This is a genomic window from Dyella sp. 01N448 (assembly GCF_056399225.1).
This window is the reverse complement of record NZ_JBFTQX010000019.1, coordinates 1-19285: the sequence shown is the minus strand read 5'-3', so window position 1 is coordinate 19285 and position 19285 is coordinate 1. Positions and strand designations below refer to the sequence as shown.

Sequence of the window (19285 nt, the reverse complement as noted above, 5' to 3'; positions counted from 1 at the left end):
TCTGACCATGGCGGATCTGGCGAAGGTGGCCGGGGTATCCAAGATCACCATCTCGCGGGCGCTCAGCGACAGCCCGCTGGTGCAGCGCGAGACCCGCGAGCGCCTGCAGGCGCTCGCGCACGAGCTCGGCTACAAGCTCAATGTGAGCGCGCGCAACCTGCGCCTGCGCCGCAGCCATACGGTTGCGGTAATCGTGGAAATGAAACCTTCCCACGACCGCACCATGCTCGATCCGTATCCGCTGATCCTGCTCGGCGGCATCTCCCAGGAACTGACCGAGCACGGCTACAGCGTGCTGCTGACCACCCGCCAGGGTGCGACGGCTGCCGCGGTGCAGGCGGCCGATGGCCTCATCCTGCTCGGCCAGGGCTCACGCCAGGACGCGGTGCGCCGCTTCGACAAGCTGGGCCTGCCGATGGTGGTGTGGGGCGCCCCGGGCGACGAACACGTCGTGGTGGGCAGCGACAACCGCCAGGGCGGCCGCGTGGTGGCGGAACACTTCATTCGTCTGGGTCGCCGCAATCCGGTGTTCGTGGGCAACCCCAATCACCCCGAGATCTTCGAGCGACTCAACGGTTTCGTGGATGCGCTGGCCGCGCACGGCATCAAGCCGCTGCTGATACGCCGCGACGAATTCACCCTGGCCTCGGGCGGCGACGCCATGCATTCGCTGATGGATCGCGGGGTGCCCTTTGATGCGGTTTTTGCCTGCAGCGACCTGTTGGCCATGGGTGCGATCCGCGCGCTCAACACGCTTGGCCGCACCGTGCCCGGCGATGTTTCCGTGGTGGGTTACGACGATATGCCGCTGGCCGCGAGCTTCCTGCCGCCGCTGAGTTCGGTGCGACAGGACTGGCAGGAAGGCGGCACCCTGCTGGCGCGCAAGGTGCTGGCGCTGATCGGCGACGAGCCGGAGCAATCGGAAACGTTGCCGGTGGAGTTGATCGTCCGCGAGACGTGATCGCACGCCTCGGTTCTCCGTTCTCTTTTTTTTGTAGGAGCGCACTTGTGCGCGACCGCAGCGCTTCGTCGATGCCTCATCGCGGGATGGTCGCGCACAAGTGCGCTCCTACAGAGAGCTGGGCCGAGGTTCGGCCAAATGTTGCAGACTCAGCCGGCCGCTGCTGTGTCCCCAGTCGCCTTGCCCACACGCGCCGGCGTCAACACCAGCCGGAAGCAACTACCGCCGCCCGCCACACGCACATATTCCAGCGAGGCCTGATTCGCCTCACTCATCTGGCGCGCGAGATAAAGACCCAGGCCAGTCCCATATTCGTGCGTCGTATAAAACGGCTCGAAAATCTGCGCGGCGACCTTGGGCGCAATGCCCGGACCGCGATCGATCACTTCGAGTATCGGCACGCCATGTTCGCCATGACGTGCCACCACCATCACGCGCGCCGGTTCGCCTGGCATGCGTCCATAACGCAGCGCGTTCTGCACGAGATTCCACACCACCTGCTGCAACTGCTGCGGATCGGCCACGGCCGCCACCGGCGTGCTGGCCTGGATCACGCGCAGCGAATCCTCGCCAAGGTCGTTGCCCTGGCGGTATTCGTCCACGAACTGGTTGGCCCAGGTGCCCAGGTCCAGCGTTTCCGGGCGTGAGCGTTCGCGCCGCGACAACTGCAGGATGTTCTCGATGATCTCGTTCAGGCGCACGCAGTGGTTGTTGATGATCTCCACCATGCGCTGGTCGGTGGGCGGCAGGTCTTCGGACTCGGCCAGCAGCTGCGCGGAATAGCGGATCGCCGCCAGCGGGTTGCGGATTTCGTGGGCGATCGAAGCCGACAACCGACCCAGCGAACTGAGCGTGAGCTCCTCGGCGCGACGCGACACCAGCGAGGTGTCGTCCAGGAAGATCAGCACGTGCGAATCGTCGTTCGGCGCCAGTCGGCTGAAGCGCGGCACCACTTCGGGCACGCCGTCGGCCAGCTGGGTGGCGGACTCGTCCAGCTTGCCCGAGGTCATCCAGTGGTACAGGCGGCGCGAGAGTTCCGGCGCCACGCGGCCCAGGTCGCGCTGGTCGGCGGCGGGATTGCCCAGCAGCATCCAGGCGGACTCGTTCATCTGGTGGATGCGGTTGGCATCGTCCACCAGCAGCACGCCCGTCTTCATGCGACGGATGATCAGCTCGTTGACCTGGGCCAGGTTGGCCAGGTCCACGCCGCGCTGTTCGGCCAGTGCCTCACTGGCGCGGATCTGCCGGCTCAGCACGTAGCACAGCATGGTGATGGCGAAGTAGGCCAGGCCGAACAGGCTCGATTCGAGCAGTTCGCGGTCCATGCCGCCCTGGCCCTGGGCTTCGAGCACCGAATGGCCGATCACGCCCAGGGTGGCCAGCGCCGCAAAAAAACACGAAAGCCGCAATGGCAGGATCAGCGCGCCGGCGGCCAGGTTTACTGCCAGCATCATGGCGATGCCGATGCGGGCGTCGTGCATGGTGATGATGGCCAGCACCGCCGCGATGATGTCCACCACCAGGGCGCCGGACACCGTCCAGCGCAACCAGGGCGTGGAGCGGCGGGTCAGCGAGAGCATGCCCAGCGCGAACAGCAGGAACAGCACCGCCACGCCGCGGGCCAGGCCGACATCCGCCAGCTTGGGCCAGCCCAGCGTGCTCGGGCTCAGGGCCAGGCCCACGTAGACCAGGGCCTGGGCCAGGCGGAAGCAATTGAGGAACAACAACTCGTGGCGCGCCGCCTCGGGGGCGGTGCGCGCGGCGGGGTAGGCAGGCTGGATGGTGCTCGACACCGGGTCTCTCTCAGTCGGCCCAAAGGCGGTCCGGACCAGTATAGACGGGGCTTTGGAGACTTGCGGGCGGCCCCGCTCAAGCAGGGTCCGATAGCCCCCGGGCCGCCCGGCCCCTTTCCATTGGTGGCCGCTGCTGCGAAAATACCGGGCCGTATTGCGCGGTTTTCGTCATGTCGACAGGCCTGACGGCGGCGCACTGCATCCCGGCAGCGCTTGTACCGCCGTCGTTCCCCTGACCGTACGGATCACCCACAGTCCGTCCGGCCGCCATGTTTCCCCGTACTCTCGAGGTATCCATGAATTTCCACGAGTACCAGGCCAAAGAATTGTTCGCGAAGTACGGCATTGCCGTGCCCCCGGGCAAGGTCGCCAACTCTCCCGATGCCGCTGTCGACGCCGCCAAGCACCTTGGTGGTTCGCAGTGGATGGTCAAGGCACAGATCCACGCAGGCGGCCGCGGCAAGGCCGGCGGCGTCAAGTTCTGCAAGAGCCTCGACGACGTGCGCGCAGCTGCCAAGGGCATGCTGGGCACCAACATGGAAACCTACCAGTCGGCCGGCCGTGCGCTGCCGGTGAACCTGGTGCTGGTCACCGACGCGACCAACATCGCCAAGGAACTGTACCTGTCGATCCTGACCGACCGTGACAGCAAGTCGGTCTCGTTCATCGCCTCCAAGCACGGTGGCGTGGACATCGAGCAGGTCGCCAAGGACACGCCCGAAGACATCCACACCATCGTGGTGGACTTCGTCGAAGGCCTGCAGCCCTACCAGTGCCGCCAGCTCGGCTTCGCCATGGACCTCAACGCGAAGCAGGTCGGCCAGCTGACCAAGATCATGCTGGGCCTGTACAAGCTGTTCAACGAGAAGGACCTGGCCCTGGTCGAGCTGAACCCGCTCGCCATCCTCGAAGACGGCAACCTCGCCGCCCTCGACGGCAAGGTCAACTCCGACGACAACGCCGAGTTCCGTCATCCCGACCTGGCCGCCATGCGCGACCTGACCCAGGAAGACGCTGCCGAGGCTGCTGCCGTCGTGCACAACCTCAACTACGTCACCATGGACGGCACCATCGGCTGCATGGTCAACGGCGCCGGTCTGGCCATGGCCACGATGGACGTGATCCAGCTGGCAGGCGGTGAGCCGGCCAACTTCCTTGACGTCGGCGGCGGCGCCACCAAGGAACGCGTCACCGAGGCGTTCAAGCTGATTCTTTCCTCCGACAAGGTGAAGGCCATCCTGGTCAACATCTTCGGCGGCATCGTGCGTTGCGACCTGATCGCCGAAGGCATCATCGCGGCCGTGAAGGAAGTGGGTCTGAAGATCCCCGTGGTGGTGCGCCTGCAGGGCACCAACGTGGAGCTGGGCCGCGAACTGCTCGCCAACTCCGGCCTGGCGATCACGCCGGCCAACGATCTCAACGATGCGGCGCAGAAAGCCGTGGCTGCGGCCAAGGCCTGAGGAGCAAAGATCCATGAGCGTTCTCGTCAATAAGAACACCAAGGTCCTGGTACAGGGCTTTACCGGCCAGCAGGGCACCTTCCACGCGCAGCAGGCGCTGGACTACGGCACCAAGGTTGTCGGCGGCGTGACCCCGGGCAAGGGCGGCAGCGAGCACATCGGCCTGCCGGTCTTCAACTCGGTCTCCGAAGCGGTCGATGAAACCGGCGCCGATGCGTCCGTCATCTTCGTGCCGCCGCCGTTCGCGGCCGACTCGATCCTCGAAGCCATCGATGCCGGCATCAAGGTCATCGTGGCGATCACCGAGGGCATCCCGGTGCTGGACATGCTGCGCGTGAAGAACGTGCTGGCCCAGCATCCGGAAATCGTGCTGATCGGGCCGAACTGTCCCGGCATCATCACCCCGGGCGAGTGCAAGATCGGCATCATGCCGGGTCACATCCACATGCCGGGCAAGGTCGGCATCGTCTCGCGCTCCGGCACGCTGACGTACGAATCGGTGTTCCAGACCACCAACGAAGGCCTGGGCCAGTCCACCGTGATCGGCATCGGCGGCGACCCGATCAACGGCCTGAGCTTCATCGACTGCCTCAAGCTGTTCCAGGACGATCCGCAGACCGAAGGCATCATCATGGTCGGCGAAATCGGCGGCAGCGCTGAAGAAGACGCCGCCGAATTCATCGGCGAGTACGTCACCAAGCCGGTCGTCTCGTTCATCGCCGGCGCCTCGGCTCCTCCGGGCAAGCGCATGGGCCATGCCGGCGCCATCATCTCGGGCGGCAAGGGCACCGCAGCGGCGAAGTTCGCCGCGCTGGAGAAGGCTGGCGTCACCACGGTGAAGTCGCCGGCCGATCTGGGCAAGACCCTTGCGGGTTTGATGAAGAAGTAATCGAGTCTTTCCGATCGAGCGAAGAAGGGCCGCAGCGATGCGGCCCTTTTTCTTTGGATAGCGTCCTGCACCACCTCGTGTGACACCGCATCTGTGGGAGCGCACCCTGTGCGCGACAGCGCTGCCTACATCGCGCGGCTTCCGGCCTGCGCAGGCCGTGCTCTGATTGCGATGCACCGCAGTCGCGCACAGGGTGCGCTCCCACAAAAATCGGACCGCGGGATTACCTCCGCTGACGCAGTCCATCTTGCGCAGCGCGCAACAACGCCTCCGTCACCGTCGCCAGCGTCGCCGAACGAATCGACCAGCACTGCCAGTACAACGGTACGTCGAGCCATTGATTGGGCGCTATTGGCTTGAGCGTGCCGGCCGCAAAATGCTTGGCCAGCATCGACTCCGGCGCCATCGCCCAGCCAAGCCCCAGCTCGGCGCCTTCCACGAAAGCTGTGGACGAGGGCACGTAATGCATCGGCGGCACCATGCGCGCGCGGGTGACGCTGTGGATATAACGCCACTGCAAGGCATCCTTGCGGTTGAACACCAGCATCGGCGCATGGCCGAGAGATGCTGCGTTGACCCCGCTGGCGAAGTGACGCTTCACGAATGCCGGCGAAGCGACCGGCAGATAGCGCATCACGCCGAGCTTCTTCACGCTGCAGCCCTGCACGGCTTGCGGCTCGGCCGTGATGGCGCCCAGCACGGAGCCGTCGCGCAACAGATTGGTGGAATGGTCCTGATCCTCCACGCGCACGTCGAACAGCAGCTGGTGGCGATCGTGCAGCTGCGCCAGCGCGGCGAGAAACCAGGTCGCCAGCGAGTCCGCATTGACGCCGATGGCGACCGTGGTCGGGCCGGCGCTGTCCGGGCCGACCCGGAATTCGTTCAAGGTCTCCGCTTCCAGCATGCGCATCTGCTGCACGCTGCGCAGCAGGCGTTGGCCGGCCTCGGTCGCTTCGCTGGGCGTGTGCCGCAGGATAAGCACCTGGCCCAGCCGATCCTCCAGCGCCTTGATGCGTTGGGAAATGGCCGAGGGCGTGAGCGACAGGCGCTGCGCGGCGCCGTCGAAACTGCCTTCTTCGAGGACGGCGGCGAAGGCGGCGAGTTGGGGATTGAGCAGGCTCATGCGGGCACCACGCTGGATATCTGTTGTGGGAGCGCACCCTGTGCGCGACAGGCCCGCAATAAGCCTCGAGGCATGGCCGTCGCGCACAGGGCGCGCTCCCACAGTGGCATTAGGGCGATTAAAGTAAGTTAAGAATATTTAGTTTTACTGTCCAAGACGTCTACGCCAAAGTAGCCGTCTTTTCGGAGTATCCCCATGATTTCCACGGCCTACCTGGCCGGCCTCGCCACAGGCGCGGGGCTGATCATCGCCATTGGTGCGCAAAACGCCTTCGTCCTGCGGCAAGGCCTGCAGCGGCACTACGTGGGCGCCGTGGTGAGCGTATGCATCCTTGCCGACGTCGGCCTGATCCTGCTGGGCGTGGCGGGCATGGGCCTGATCGTGCAGCAACATCCCAGCTTGTTGCAGTGGCTGCGCTTTGCCGGCGCGGCGTTCCTGGCGGGTTATGGCGCCATGGCGTTGCGGCGCGCATGGCAGGGCGAAAGCGGACTGCAGCCAGCCGGTGATGGCGCGCAGAGCCGGGGCCGCGTGGTGCTGGCCTGCCTGGCGTTCACCTTGCTCAATCCGCACGTCTACCTGGATACGGTGGTGCTGCTCGGCAGTCTTTCCACCCATTACGACGATGGCGCGCGATGGCTCTTTGCTGGCGGCGCAGCGACGGCCAGCGTGATCTGGTTCCTCGCGCTGGGCTACGGCGCGCGCCTGCTGCTGCCGGTGTTCCGCAGCCCGCTGGCCTGGCGCGTCTTCGATGTGGCGATCGCCGTATTCATGCTGACGCTGGCCGTCGTTCTGCTGCGACAGCCCGTGGCTTGACTCGCAGGCGGTACCGCCCGGCGGTGGGTCAAGGCGGGCCTCGGGTACAATTTCAGGCCCCAAGAGTATGGATTCCCCGGCATGCCCTCCTTACGCTTCGCGCTGGCCCAGTTCGATTTTCCCGTAGGCGCGGTTGCGGCCAATGCGGCCAAAGTGGGAGACCTGCTGGCGCAGGCGCGCGATGGCGGCGCGGCGCTGGTGGCGTTCCCCGAGTTGACCCTGAGCGGTTATCCGCCGGAAGACCTGTTGCTGCGCCCTAGCTTTCTGGCGGCCTGCCAGTGCGAGCTCAATGCGCTTGCCGGCGGCACCAATGGCGTGGCTGCGCTGGTCGGTCATCCGCACAGCGAGGGCGAGGTGTACAACGCGGCCAGCCTGCTGCGCGGCGGCAGCATCGAGCTGACCACGCACAAGCAGGCCTTGCCGAACTACGGCGTGTTCGACGACAAGCGCTATTTCCGCCCTGGCCATGACAGCGCCGTGGCGATGATCGAGGGCGTGCGCGTCGGCATGCTGATCTGCGAAGACATCTGGCAACCCGAGCCGGCGGCCAAGGCTGCGGCGGCGGGTGCCGAGCTGATCGTGGTGATCAATGCCTCGCCCTGGGACGACGCCAAGCAGTCATCGCGCGAGGCCGTACTCACCCAGCGTGCGCTGGAAACCGGCTGCGCCATCGCCTATGTGAACCTGGTCGGTGGCCAGGACGAAGTGGTCTACGACGGCGGCTCCCTGCTGGTGAACGCGGACGGCAGCATCGCCGCGCGCGCCCCGAATTTCGTGGACGTGATGCTATGGGCCGAATTCGACGGCGAAACGCGCACCCTGCGCGCTGAGAACTGGCCCACCGCGGCCGATGCGTCGATCGAAGCCACGCTCTACGCGGCACTGGTGCGCGGCATTCGCGACTACATCGAGAAGAATGGTTTTCCGGGCGTGCTGCTAGGCCTTTCCGGCGGCATCGATTCCGCCCTGACTTTGGCGTTGGCCGTCGATGCGCTTGGCGCCAACCGCGTCACCGCGGTGATGATGCCCACGCGCTACACCTCGCAGCTGTCGCTCGATGGTGCACGGGCGCAGGCCGTGCAGGCGGGCGTCGATTACCACATCATCAATATCGAGCCGATGGTCGATGCGTTTCTGGGGGCGCTCACGCCGGCATTCGCGGGCAAGGCCGCGGATACCACCGAGGAAAACCTGCAGTCGCGCACGCGCGGCGTCACCCTCATGGCGCTCTCCAACAAGCACGGCCGCCTCTTGCTGGCGACCGGCAACAAGAGCGAGATGGCGGTGGGCTACGCCACGCTGTACGGCGATATGTGCGGTGCTTATGCGCCGCTGAAGGACGTCTACAAGACCGTCGTCTACCGCCTCTCGCGCTGGCGCAATGAGCATGCAGCGCGCATGGGCGAGCCCGAAGCGATTCCCTCGGCGGTAATCGATCGCCCGCCCTCGGCCGAACTGCGCGACAACCAGACCGACCAGGATTCGCTGCCCCCGTACGACGAACTCGACGCGATTCTTGCGCGCTTCATCGAAGCGGAGCAGTCGCAGGCGGAAATCGCCTCGCAGGGCTTCCATGCCGATACCGTGCGGCGTGTGGTGCGGCTGGTGTTGCTCAATGAGTTCAAGCGGCGGCAGTCGGCGCCGGGGCCGCGCGTGACGACGCGTGCGTTTGGGCGCGAGCGGCGGTATCCGATTACGTCGGGCTGGAAATAGCGAGAGCGTGTACGTCCTCTGTGGGAGCGCACCCTGTGCGCGACCGCGGAGATGAGATGTACCTCGGTGTCGCCGGATGGCGTCGCGACAACCAGAAACCGCGGCGGGATTCAGCGCCGCGGTCGCGCACAGGGTGCGCTCCCACAGTGGGTGGGGCGCTACCCGACGTAAGACACAAAAAAAGCCGGCGGCCATGGCCACCGGCTTTTTCCATTCCCAGGTCGCAAAGCGACCGGCTTAACTCTTCACAGGTCGCAAAGCGACCGGCAATCCCGCTCTCGAATCAATGATGCCCCGAGAACGGCACCGCCTTGCGCAGCAGCGACGGCGAGTGCGGCCACTTCGGATCCTTCAGGTACGGGTGATCCGGGTAGTTCAGGGCCAGCACCTGGCGGGTCTGGTCGGCCAGGTTTTTCTGTTCCATGCCCAGGTAGCTGCGGGTGAGGATGGCCAGCGCATCGCCTGTCTGCGGGGCCTGCTGGTAATGCTCGATCACATACTGGGCGCGGTCGGCGGAGGCCACGTAGGCCTTGTTGCGCAGGTAGTACTCGGCCACGTTGATCTCGAACTGCGCCAGCACGTCGCGCAGGTAGATCATGCGCTGGCGCGCATCGGCGGTGTAGGCGCTGTCCGGGAAGCGGCGCGAGAGCTCCGAGAAGTCGTCGAACGACTTCAGGTTGAAGCCCTGGTCGCGACGCGTCTGCGCCTCGTTCTTCTGCAGCAGGCGCTCCATGGCGCCGCCGGTGCGATCGAAATTGATCAGACCGCGCAAGTAATAGGCATAATCTACGTGCTTGTGGGTCGGATACGTCTTGATGAAGCGGTTGATCGTGGAGTAGGCGTCGTCCGGCTGGTTGTCTTTGTACTGCGCATAGGCCAGGTCGAGCTGAGCCTGCTCGTTGTAATTACCGGACGGGAAGCGCGCAATCAGGCGCTGGTAGGCTTTGCTGGCGGCCGAATAATCGGCGTGTTCCAGCGAGTCGTGAGCTTTGTCGTAAAGCTTGTCTACCGGCAGCGTATCGTTGGTGTCCCTCTTGTGATGGAACATCGAGCATGCGCTCATCGACAAAACGATGGCGAGCACGACAAAAATTTTGAAAGCCGGCAGCTTGGTTACGCGCATGAGAAGGGTTCAGATGTTTGAGCGAAAAGGGATGATAGCCGAAACGGCCGGGCGGCCGGGCGGCCGACCATGACGATGATTCGTCATGACGCCACGGTACCCCTGTCGGCCGCGGGTCGGAGGTTCGACCAGACGGTGGCCGAGATGTTCCCGGACTACTCGCGGTCGCGTCTCACGGCGTGGATCAAGGCCGGTGCCGTGACCCTGGACGGCGCCGTCGCGCCGCCTCGCCAATTGCTGCGTGGCGGGGAAAAAGTCCAGGTAGAAGCGGAACTTGAGACCGAAGTGGAGCTCGAGCCGGAGGCCATCGCCCTGGACATCGTCCACGAGGACGACTACCTGCTGGTGCTGAACAAACCGGCTGGCCTGGTGGTGCATCCGGGCGCAGGAAATAGTGCCGGCACGGTGCTGAACGCCTTGCTGCACCACGATCCGAAGCTGGCCGAGCTGCCCCGCGGGGGCATCGTCCACCGCCTGGACAAGGACACCTCGGGCCTGATGGTGGTCGCCAAGACCCTGGCGGCCCATACGGGGCTGGTGGACATGCTGTCGCGCCACGACGTGGAACGGCAGTACGAAGCCGTGGTGCTGGGCACCCTGGTGGCCGGCGGCACGGTGGACGCGCCGATTGGCCGCCACATGGGCGACCGCCTGCGCCAGGCCGTGCGTGACGAGGAGGACGGCAAGCACGCCGTCACCCATTACCGCCTGCGCGAGCGCTTCCGCGGGCACAGCCTGATCCAGTGCAGCCTGGAAACCGGCCGCACCCATCAGATTCGCGTGCACCTAGCGCATATCAACCACCCCCTGGTCGGCGACCCGCTGTACGGCGGTGGCCTGCGCCTGCCCAAGGGCGCCACGCCCGAGCTGGTGGCGGCACTGCGCGGCTTCCGCCGGCAGGCGCTGCACGCCGAGCGGCTGGCCTTCGAGCACCCGGTGACGCATGAACCGATGTCGTTCAGCGCCGATCGCCCGGCCGACCAGCAGGCGCTGATCGACGCCTTGCGCGCCGATACGGCCCAGGCCGATCCGAGCGACTGGCGGTGACCCTGGATAGCGCCTGGCTCGTGCCGGACTGGCCGGCGCCCGCCCGTGTGCGGGCGGCGGTCAGCACACGGCAGGGGCCGGGCGTCTCGCAGGGCGCCTGGGGGCGCTTCAACCTGGGCGCCCGTTGCGGCGATACGCCCGAGGCGGTGGCGGCCAATCGAGCCGCCGTGGGTACCGCCCTGAGTCTTGAGCGCGATCCGCATTGGTTGCAGCAAGTGCATGGCGTGGATGTCGCCGATGTCGACCGCTCAGACGATGGGCAGGAGCCGCGCGCTGACGCCTCCGTCACCCAGCGTGCGGGCGAGCCGCTGGTCATCCTCACTGCCGACTGCCTGCCGGTGCTGTTCTGCACCGCCGACGGCCGCGCCGTGGCCGCTGCCCACGCGGGCTGGCGCGGTTTGCAGGCCGGCGTGCTGGAAGCTGCATTGAATTCCCTGCAGGCGCCGCCCGCCCAGGTGATGGCCTGGTTGGGGCCGTGCATTGGCAAGGCCAGCTATGAAGTGGGCGTGGAAGTGCGCGATGCCTTCGTGGCGCTCGATGGCGGTGCGGCTGAGGGTTTCGAGCCGACGCGTCCTGGGCACTGGTTGTGCGATCTGGCTTGGCTGGCGCGTCGCCGTTTGCAGGCGGCGGGCGTCGATCGGGTCTACGGCGGTGGCTTTGATACCCGTACCGACGATCGTTTCTATTCGTACCGCCGCGATGGCGCGCAGAGCGGGCGCTTCGCCAGCTTGATCTGGCTCGAAGGCTGAAGGAACCTATCGATCCCCTTGGACGCGACGGTCCCCTTGTAGGAGCGCACTTGTGCGCGACCGCGGAATGGCAGTGCACCTCTGGGCATCATTATGAAGCCCCTGTTGTCGCCTGGGCTGATGTTATCGAGCCCATCCGCGTGGCGGTCGCGCACAAGTGCGCTCCTACAAGGGAGAGATCACGTCAATCCGCCAACCGCCGCAAAAACGCATTCCGCCACGCCGTCACATCCTGCTTCTCCAGCACATCCATCATCCGACGCCAGCGAACCCGCCGCTCATGCAGGGGCATCTCCAGCGCAATGCCCAGCGCTTCGGCCAGTTCCTCGGTATCGGCCGGATTGACCAGCAGCGCATCACGCAACTCCTGCGCAGCGCCCGCAAAGCGCGACAGCACGAGCACGCCGGGGTCTTCCGGATCCTGGCTCGCCACGTATTCCTTGGCCACCAGATTCATGCCATCGCGCAGCGGCGTCACCAGGCCCACGCGCGCGGTGCGGTAGTAGCCGCTGAGCAGGCTGTGCGGAAACGAGTTGTTGACGTAGCGGATCGGCACCCAGTCCGGCGCCGCATACATGCCGTTGATATGGCCGGCCATGCGTTCGAGCTCGCGGCGGATCTGGCGGTATTCCAGCACGCCGCCGCGCGAGGGCGGGGCGATCTGCAGGAAGGTCACCTTGCGATGCAATTGCGGGGAGCGCTCCAGCAGGCGCGCATAGGCATGGAAGCGCTCGGGCAGGCCCTTGGAGTAATCCAGGCGGTCGACGCCAATGATCAGCGCACGCCCTTCCAGGCTCTGTTTCAGATCGTGGATTTCCTCATGCTCGTCCGCATGGCTGGCCGACTCGGCGACCTGCGCGGTGTCGATGCCGATGGGAAACACTTCAGCGCGGAAGGTGTGTCCTGCCGGGGTTCGGATGCGCCCGTCCCGGCGCATGCTCGCGCCCACCTCGAACAGGAAGTACTCCTGCAGGGCTCGCTGGTCGCGTGCTGTATGCAGGCCGACCAGGTCATAGCAGGCCAGGGTCTCAAGCAATTCCAGATGGCGCGGCAGCGCGATCAGCAGGCTGGCGGCCGGCAGCGGCGTATGCAGGAAGAAACCGATGCGATTGTGCACGCCGCGTTCGCGCAGCATGGCGGCCAATGGAATCAGGTGGTAGTCGTTGATCCAGACCAGGTCGTTGGGCCCGATCAGCGAGATCAGCTTCTCGGCGAAAAGGTTGTTGACGCGCAGATAGCCGGCCAGGTGCTTGCGGTCGTAGTCGACCAGGTCGGGTCGGTAATGCAGCAGCGGCCATAGCGTGCGGTTGGCGAAGCCGTCGTAGAAATCGTCGTGATCGGTGCGGGACAGATCGATGGTGGCGTATTCCACCGGACCATCGGATTGCTTGTGCACCTCACTGGCGGTTTGACGAGCGATCTTGCCGCTCCAGCCAAACCACACGCCTCCGCGCTCCTGCAGCGCGGCCCGCATGGCTGAAGCCAAACCGCCGGTTGCGGTCTGGTCGGGTAGTGCCACTCGGTTTGAAACCACGATCAGTCGTCCCTGACCGCTGTTTCTTCCAGCCATCGTCACAATGCATCCTCCCAGCGCCTGGACAGGCGCATTGCGGCCTGGATCAGGCCCACCATCGAATAAGTCTGCGGAAAATTGCCCCAGTGCTCACCGTTCGCCGGTGCGATGTCTTCGGACAACAGGCCCAGGGGATTTCGCTGCGCCAGCATGTGCTCGAACATCTCGCGCGCACGCTCCCGGCGCCCGGTGGCGGCCAGTGCTTCGATGTACCAGAACGTGCAGATGTTGAAGCTGGTTTCCGGTGCGCCGAAATCGTCCGGGGCGATGTAGCGGAACAGATAGTCGCCGCGTCCCAGCGCGTGGCCGATGGCATCCACGGTGGCGATGAAGCGCGGGTCCATCGCATTGACGAAACCGATATCGGCCAGCAACAGCAGGCTGGCGTCCAGGTGTTCGCCGTCGTAAGCATCGACAAAGGTGCCGAGCTTTTCGTTCCAGGCATGCGCTTCGATGCGTTCATGCAAGGCGACTGCCTCGTCATGCCAGTAGCGCGCACGGTCATCGAGGCCAAGCTCGGTGGCGATATGCGCCAGGCGATCGCAGGCGGCCCAGCACATGGCGGCGGAATAGGTATGCACGGCGGCGCGGCCACGATATTCCCATAGCCCGGCATCCGGTGTTTCAGCCACGCGCAGGGCCAGTTCGCCCATGCGTTCGAGCCGGCGGAAGGTGAGTTCGTCGCCGGGATGTTCGAGGCGGCGATCGAAAAAGATCTGCGCCGAGGCAAGCACCACCGAACCGTAGACATCGTTCTGCCGCTGCCGCCACGCGTCGTTGCCCACGCGCACCGGACCCATGCCGCGATAGCCGGCCAGGCTTTCCACCTGCGTTTCCATCAGGTCATGTTCGAAGGTGATGCCAAACACGGGTCCGATCTCGCCGTCGCCATCGGCGACCAGGTTGAAGACGTAGCGGATGTACTCCTCCATGCTGCGGGTGGCGCCGAGACGATTGAGTGCGCGCACGGTGAAGGCTGCGTCGCGGAGCCAGCAGTAGCGGTAGTCCCAGTTGCGGCCGGAATTGGCGGACTCGGGGATGGAGGTGGTGAGCGCGGCGACAATCGCGCCGGTCGCTTCGTACTGGCACAACTTCAAGGTGATGGCGGAGCGGATGATCGGCTCCTGCCATTCGTAGGGCACCGACAGATTGCGCACCCATTCGCGCCAATAGGTAAGCGTGTTTTCCAGCGTGTGATGGATGAAGTCCGCCGGACTTTCCGTCAGCGTTTCGTCCGGTCCGAACACAAAATGCGCGGGCTTTTCCAGGAAGAACGGCAGGCTGCGTTCAATCATGGTGGACGACACATCGCTGGTCAGTCGCTGCACCACGCCATCGAGCATGAAGCGGATATGGTTGCTGCCGGAGGTCGTCTGCGGCACGTCGCTGCCGTACCCGCAGAGCGGGCGCAGCCGCACGCGAATCCGCGGCGAGCCGCCGATGGGCCGCACGCGCCGCGCGATCAGCACGGGATGATAGAAACGGCCGCGCGCACGAAAGCGCGGCATATAGTCGACGATCTCCACGCCCGAACCATGATGGTCGTAAAGGCGGGTCACCAGTACGGCGGTATTGGGCATGTAGTGCTGTTCGGCGCGGTCGATGTCTTCCAGCTCGATCGACCAGTCGCCACCGTCGCGTTTAGGCGACAACAGTGCGCAAAAACTGGCGTCGCCATCGAAGCGCGGCAGACAGCACCAGACGATGCGGCCACGCCCGTCGATCAGTGCGGCGACGCTGCCGTTGCCGATGACACCCAGCTCCAGGGTCGATTTCGCTCCCGGATCAGGCTGGGTGTCAGGCGTTTCCTCCTGAGGAATGGGCATGCGCGAGGGCTCCATGCTTGAGTGCGTGCAGCACGCGGAACAGCCAGGCCCGCGCGGCGGCAGGCTCCGGCAGCGAATAGCGGGCCACGCTCGGTTCACGCGAACCCACGCGTACGCTCAACCCGTTCTGGAGATTGGCCGTGGCGAAGCCATGTTCGTCGGTGAGATCGTCGCCCACGTAGACCGGCAGGCGATCGCGGAACGGCCAGGCCGACATCAGCGTGGCCACGGCCGAACCCTTGTCCATGCCTTCGGGCTTCAGTTCGATGACCAGGTTGCCCGGCTGCATCTCGTAGCCGGCCAGCGACGGCAGCACTTTCTGCACGCGCTCGCGCAAACGTTCGAACATCTGCGGCGCGGTGCGGCAATGCAGGGCCACCGCCATGCCCTTGTCTTCCAGCATGACGCCGGGCAATTCCGCAACGATGGTGCCGGCGATATCGCGAACCAGCGAGCGGCGGGTGGCACCGATATGCACACCACGATAGCGACCGTCGGCGCCGCGCAACTCCAGGCCATGCAAACCCGCCATCGCCCACGGCGGATGGCCAAACAAGTCGTCGAGGTCGTCGAGCCCGCGACCGCTTACCAGGGCGAGCGCGCCATCGAGCGCGCCGTAGAGATCTTCGACCAATTCGCGCAGGCGCGAGTCCACGCAGACCTGATCGGGATGATCGGCAAAATCCAGCAGCGTGCCGTCCACGTCAAGAAACAACGCCCAGCGGTCATCCACGCCAGGCATAGGCGGAGCCGGAAGAGGCGTCTGGGCGGACATGGCGGAGTGGGGCACGGGGGATAGCACGAGCGCAGACTATCAAGGCAAATGTGAAGGCAAGCTCTGGGTGCGGCGTGCGTTGGCTGAAGAAAAGTCGTACACCTGACGTTGACGTGGCTTGAATCACGCGCGGGTGATCCGCATCTGTTTTGGCAGTGGCAGTCAGGGATGCCCTGATCTGCCAAATCCTATTGATCGAGGGGACAACCCATGCGGATGGACAAACTCACCTCGCGTTTTCAGCAGGCCTTGGCAGACGCCCAGTCGCTTGCCGTCGGACGCGACAACAACATGCTTGAACCGGTCCACGTGATGGCCGCGCTGCTGGACCAGCAGGGCGGTTCCACCGGGCCGTTGCTGACCCAGGCGCAGGTCAACGTGCCTACGCTGCGCCAGCGCATCAACGAGATGGTCGACCGCCTGCCGCGCGTCACAGGGCAGGAGGGCAATATCCATGTCGGCAACGAGCTGACGCGCCTGCTCAACCTCACCGACAAGCTGGCGCAGCAGCGTGGCGATCAGTTCATCGCCAGCGAATTGTTCGTGCTTGCGGCGTTGGAGGACAAGGGCGAACTGGGCGCCGCGCTAAAGGCCGCCGGCGCTACCAAGGCGAACGTCGAGGCTGCCATCGAGAAGCTGCGCGGCGGCGAAAAGGTGCAGAGCGAGAACGCTGAAGACCAGCGCCAGGCGCTGGAGAAATATTGCATCGATCTTACGTCGCGCGCCGAGTCGGGCAAGCTCGATCCGGTGATCGGTCGCGACGAGGAAATCCGCCGCACCATCCAGGTGCTGCAGCGTCGCACCAAGAACAATCCGGTACTGATCGGTGAGCCCGGCGTGGGCAAGACCGCCATCGTCGAAGGCCTGGCCCAGCGCATCGTCAAGGGCGAAGTGCCCGAAGGCCTGCGTGATCGCCGCGTGCTCGCGCTGGACATGGGCGCGCTGATCGCCGGCGCAAAATTTCGCGGCGAATTCGAGGAGCGCCTCAAGGCGGTGCTCAATGATCTGTCCAAGCAGGAAGGCCGCGTCATTCTGTTCATCGACGAGCTGCACACCATGGTTGGCGCCGGCAAGGCCGATGGCGCCATGGACGCCGGCAATATGCTCAAGCCCGCGCTGGCGCGCGGCGAGCTGCATTGCATCGGCGCCACCACGCTGGACGAATACCGCAAGTACATCGAGAAAGACGCCGCGCTGGAGCGCCGTTTCCAGAAGGTCTACGTGGGCGAGCCCAGCGTGGAAGACACCATCGCCATCCTGCGCGGCCTGAAAGAGCGCTACGCGGTGCATCACGGCGTGGAGATCACCGACCCGGCCATCGTCGCGGCGGCCACGCTGTCCAACCGCTATATCCCCGATCGCCAGCTGCCGGACAAGGCCATCGACCTGATGGACGAGGCGGCCTCGCGCATCCGCATGGAAATCGATTCCAAGCCCGAAGAGCTCGATCGCCTGGAGCGTCGCCTGATCCAGTTGAAGATCCAGCGCGAGATGCTCAAGAAGGAAACCGACGACGCGTCCAGGAAGCGCCTCGCCGATCTGGAAAGCGACATCGAAAAGCTCGAGCGCGAGTTCTCCGATCTCAACGAGATCTGGAAGTCCGAAAAGGCCGCGCTGCAGGGCGCGACCAAGGTGAAGGAACAGATCGAAGCCGCGCGCGTGGAACTGGACGCCGCCCAGCGTCAGCAGGACTACGCCAAGATGAGCGAGATCCAGTACGGCAAGCTGCCGGAATTGGAGAAGCAGCTCGCCGCCGCGCAAGCCGCCGAAAAGCAGGACTTCAAGCTCGTGCAGGATCGCGTCACCGAAGAAGAAATCGCTGAAGTGGTCTCGCGCTGGACGGGTATCCCCGTCAACAAGATGCTCGAAGGCGAGCGCGACAAGCTGCTGCATATGGAAGACGCGCTGCACAAGCGCGTGGTCGGCCAGGATGAAGCCGTGCGTGCGGTGTCCGATGCGATTCGCCGTTCCCGTGCTGGCCTTTCCGATCCCAATCGCCCCAATGGCTCGTTCCTGTTCCTCGGTCCCACCGGCGTGGGCAAGACCGAGCTGTGCAAGGCGCTGGCCGAGTTCATGTTCGACACGCAGGATGCGATGGTGCGCATCGACATGAGCGAGTTCATGGAGAAGCACTCCGTGAGCCGCCTGATCGGCGCGCCTCCGGGCTATGTGGGCTACGAAGAAGGCGGCTATCTCACCGAGGCAGTGCGTCGCCGTCCGTACAGCGTGATCCTGCTGGACGAGGTGGAGAAGGCGCATCCGGATGTGTTCAACATCCTGCTGCAGGTGCTGGACGATGGTCGCCTCACCGATGGCCAGGGTCGCACGGTGGATTTCCGCAATACCGTCATCGTGATGACCTCCAACCTCGGCTCGCAGATGATCCAGGAGCAGGCGGGCGACAGCGAAGCGGACTATCTGCAGATGAAGGCTGCAGTGCTGGGCGTGGTGCAGGCGCACTTCCGTCCGGAATTCATCAACCGACTCGATGAGCTGGTGGTGTTCCGTCCGCTGGAGAAGAAGCAGATCCGCAAGATCGCGCTGATCCAGCTGACTTATCTGGAGAAGCGTCTGGCCGAGCGTCAGCTGCGCATGGAGATCAGTGACAAGGCGCTGGATCTGCTGGGCAACGTGGGCTTCGATCCGGTGTATGGCGCGCGGCCGCTGAAGCGGGCGATCCAGCAGCAGTTGGAGAATCCATTGGCGCGGCAGATTCTGGAAGGGAAGTTTGCCGCTGGCGCCACCATCGTGGTGGAGGCGGAGCAGGGGCATTTGGTGTTCCACACGCAGTAACGCGCGGTTTGGATGTTGATGGTTGTGGCGCCCGTCCTGTGCAAACAGGGCGGGCGTTTTGTTTTGCGTGGCCTTTCAAAGGCGCGCCGCTTTGCTCCCTCTCCCCTGCGGGGAGAGGGCTGGGGTGAGGGGCGGGTGCTCGCGGGAACCTTTCTATTCGTCATCCCGGCGCAGGCCGGAAGCGCTCTTCAACAGCTGAAGGCTGGTCATCCAGAACCTCGGTCTTTGGTTCTAACGATACGGCGACCTGGCTCGCCTGCCGCGGGCTTCCGTGCCGCTGCCGCTGCCGCGGCCCGGGTTACTTTTCTTTGCTTGCCCACGCACGCGCAGGAGCGCGTGCGAACGGCGAAGCCGGCCCGCAGGGCGGAGGGCAGGATGCCCGGAGTAAAGAAAAGTAACCAAAAGAAAGGGCCCCCCGGATGACGCGCCTTCCGGGCCTTCGGCCCTCCAGGTGCGCGGGCGGGCTCCGGGGTTTTTCGACAGGACATCCCTGTCCTGTCGAAAAACTGGCCGCATCCATGCGGCCACCCTTCGGGCTTTCCTCCACCCGCCCGCCGCGTCATACGGGGACCCCGAGATCAAGAGCCGCATCAAGAGCCACGCGACTTCTGACGCTGTTGGGCCGCTCTTTTGTAGCTCTTTTGTAG

At 65.1% G+C, this 19285-nt stretch carries 14 protein-coding genes; 8 read left to right on the top strand and 6 right to left on the bottom strand.

The genetic code is table 11. The features are described 5' to 3' along the window. The first annotated feature begins 7 nt into the window (after positions 1-7). Positions 8-961: a LacI family DNA-binding transcriptional regulator gene (locus tag AC1DKY_RS19620; RefSeq protein ID WP_441605355.1), complete on the top strand. Its 954-nt coding sequence runs from the start codon at positions 8-10 to the stop codon at positions 959-961. Positions 962-1110: 149 nt separating this feature from the next. Here AC1DKY_RS19620 and AC1DKY_RS19615 read toward each other — a convergent pair whose 3' ends face one another. Then, entirely contained in the window at positions 1111-2754 is a 1644-nt protein-coding gene (locus AC1DKY_RS19615) for a sensor histidine kinase (protein ID WP_441605340.1), read from the bottom strand. A gap of 296 nt (positions 2755-3050) precedes the next feature. On the opposite strand from AC1DKY_RS19615, the gene sucC reads away from it, so the two are divergent. Both sucC and sucD read left to right on the top strand, forming a co-directional pair. Further along, positions 3051-4214, top strand: a complete 1164-nt coding sequence (gene sucC, locus AC1DKY_RS19610) for an ADP-forming succinate--CoA ligase subunit beta (RefSeq protein WP_441605339.1) — start codon at positions 3051-3053, stop codon at positions 4212-4214. A 13-nt stretch (positions 4215-4227) separates the two neighbouring features. Then, on the top strand, positions 4228-5103 hold the full coding sequence (gene sucD / locus AC1DKY_RS19605; RefSeq protein ID WP_046972115.1) for a succinate--CoA ligase subunit alpha: 876 nt from the start codon (positions 4228-4230) through the stop codon (positions 5101-5103). Positions 5104-5326: 223 nt separating this feature from the next. Here sucD and AC1DKY_RS19600 read toward each other — a convergent pair whose 3' ends face one another. After that, the gene (locus tag AC1DKY_RS19600) at positions 5327-6226 is read right to left on the bottom strand and encodes a LysR family transcriptional regulator ArgP (protein WP_441605338.1); all 900 of its coding nucleotides are present in this window, start codon (positions 6224-6226) and stop codon (positions 5327-5329) included. 195 nt (positions 6227-6421) lie between these two features. Between AC1DKY_RS19600 and AC1DKY_RS19595 the strand changes: the two genes are divergently transcribed. Further along, positions 6422-7039 carry a LysE/ArgO family amino acid transporter gene (locus AC1DKY_RS19595; protein ID WP_441605337.1) on the top strand — a complete coding sequence of 206 codons (618 nt, stop codon included), beginning with the start codon at positions 6422-6424 and terminating at the stop codon, positions 7037-7039. 81 nt (positions 7040-7120) lie between these two features. After that, positions 7121-8752: an NAD+ synthase gene (locus AC1DKY_RS19590; RefSeq protein WP_441605336.1), complete on the top strand. Its 1632-nt coding sequence runs from the start codon at positions 7121-7123 to the stop codon at positions 8750-8752. Positions 8753-9035: 283 nt separating this feature from the next. On the opposite strand, the gene AC1DKY_RS19585 is transcribed toward AC1DKY_RS19590, so the two are convergent. Beyond that, positions 9036-9875, bottom strand: coding sequence for an outer membrane protein assembly factor BamD (locus tag AC1DKY_RS19585; RefSeq protein ID WP_441605335.1), 840 nt, complete (start codon positions 9873-9875; stop codon positions 9036-9038). A 69-nt stretch (positions 9876-9944) separates the two neighbouring features. Between AC1DKY_RS19585 and rluD the strand changes: the two genes are divergently transcribed. Continuing rightward, positions 9945-10922 carry a 23S rRNA pseudouridine(1911/1915/1917) synthase RluD gene (gene rluD, locus AC1DKY_RS19580; protein WP_441605334.1) on the top strand — a complete coding sequence of 326 codons (978 nt, stop codon included), beginning with the start codon at positions 9945-9947 and terminating at the stop codon, positions 10920-10922. Continuing rightward, on the top strand, positions 10919-11671 hold the full coding sequence (gene pgeF / locus AC1DKY_RS19575; RefSeq protein WP_441605333.1) for a peptidoglycan editing factor PgeF: 753 nt from the start codon (positions 10919-10921) through the stop codon (positions 11669-11671). Before rluD ends, pgeF begins: the two co-directional genes overlap by 4 nt. Before the next feature lie 184 nt (positions 11672-11855). Here the strand turns inward: pgeF and otsA are convergent, their stop codons facing one another. The 3 genes from otsA to otsB are packed head-to-tail and all read right to left on the bottom strand — an operon-like array spanning position 11856 to position 15812. Then, positions 11856-13241, bottom strand: coding sequence for an alpha,alpha-trehalose-phosphate synthase (UDP-forming) (gene otsA, locus AC1DKY_RS19570; protein ID WP_441605332.1), 1386 nt, complete (start codon positions 13239-13241; stop codon positions 11856-11858). Between the two features lie 2 nt (positions 13242-13243). Next, positions 13244-15070: a glycoside hydrolase family 15 protein gene (locus tag AC1DKY_RS19565; RefSeq protein ID WP_441605331.1), complete on the bottom strand. Its 1827-nt coding sequence runs from the start codon at positions 15068-15070 to the stop codon at positions 13244-13246. Further along, positions 15042-15812, bottom strand: coding sequence for a trehalose-phosphatase (gene otsB, locus AC1DKY_RS19560; RefSeq protein ID WP_441605330.1), 771 nt, complete (start codon positions 15810-15812; stop codon positions 15042-15044). Before otsB ends, AC1DKY_RS19565 begins: the two co-directional genes overlap by 29 nt. 243 nt (positions 15813-16055) lie before the next feature. Here otsB and clpB point away from each other — a divergent pair, with 243 nt between their 5' ends. Beyond that, a complete protein-coding gene (clpB, locus tag AC1DKY_RS19555; RefSeq protein WP_441605329.1) occupies positions 16056-18638 on the top strand; it encodes an ATP-dependent chaperone ClpB in 2583 nt (860 codons plus the stop codon). The last annotated feature ends 647 nt before the right edge of the window (positions 18639-19285 follow it).

Coding starts and splice junctions, on each gene's coding strand:
- AC1DKY_RS19620 (WP_441605355.1), top strand. CDS start 8: ATGGCGGATCTGGCGAAGGTGGCCGGGGTATCCAAGATCACCATCTCG.
- sucC (WP_441605339.1), top strand. CDS start 3,051: ATGAATTTCCACGAGTACCAGGCCAAAGAATTGTTCGCGAAGTACGGC.
- sucD (WP_046972115.1), top strand. CDS start 4,228: ATGAGCGTTCTCGTCAATAAGAACACCAAGGTCCTGGTACAGGGCTTT.
- AC1DKY_RS19600 (WP_441605338.1), bottom strand. CDS start 6,226: ATGAGCCTGCTCAATCCCCAACTCGCCGCCTTCGCCGCCGTCCTCGAA.
- AC1DKY_RS19595 (WP_441605337.1), top strand. CDS start 6,422: ATGATTTCCACGGCCTACCTGGCCGGCCTCGCCACAGGCGCGGGGCTG.
- AC1DKY_RS19590 (WP_441605336.1), top strand. CDS start 7,121: ATGCCCTCCTTACGCTTCGCGCTGGCCCAGTTCGATTTTCCCGTAGGC.
- AC1DKY_RS19585 (WP_441605335.1), bottom strand. CDS start 9,875: ATGCGCGTAACCAAGCTGCCGGCTTTCAAAATTTTTGTCGTGCTCGCC.
- rluD (WP_441605334.1), top strand. CDS start 9,945: ATGACGATGATTCGTCATGACGCCACGGTACCCCTGTCGGCCGCGGGT.
- otsA (WP_441605332.1), bottom strand. CDS start 13,241: ATGGCTGGAAGAAACAGCGGTCAGGGACGACTGATCGTGGTTTCAAAC.
- AC1DKY_RS19565 (WP_441605331.1), bottom strand. CDS start 15,070: ATGCCCATTCCTCAGGAGGAAACGCCTGACACCCAGCCTGATCCGGGA.
- otsB (WP_441605330.1), bottom strand. CDS start 15,812: ATGCCTGGCGTGGATGACCGCTGGGCGTTGTTTCTTGACGTGGACGGC.
- clpB (WP_441605329.1), top strand. CDS start 16,056: ATGCGGATGGACAAACTCACCTCGCGTTTTCAGCAGGCCTTGGCAGAC.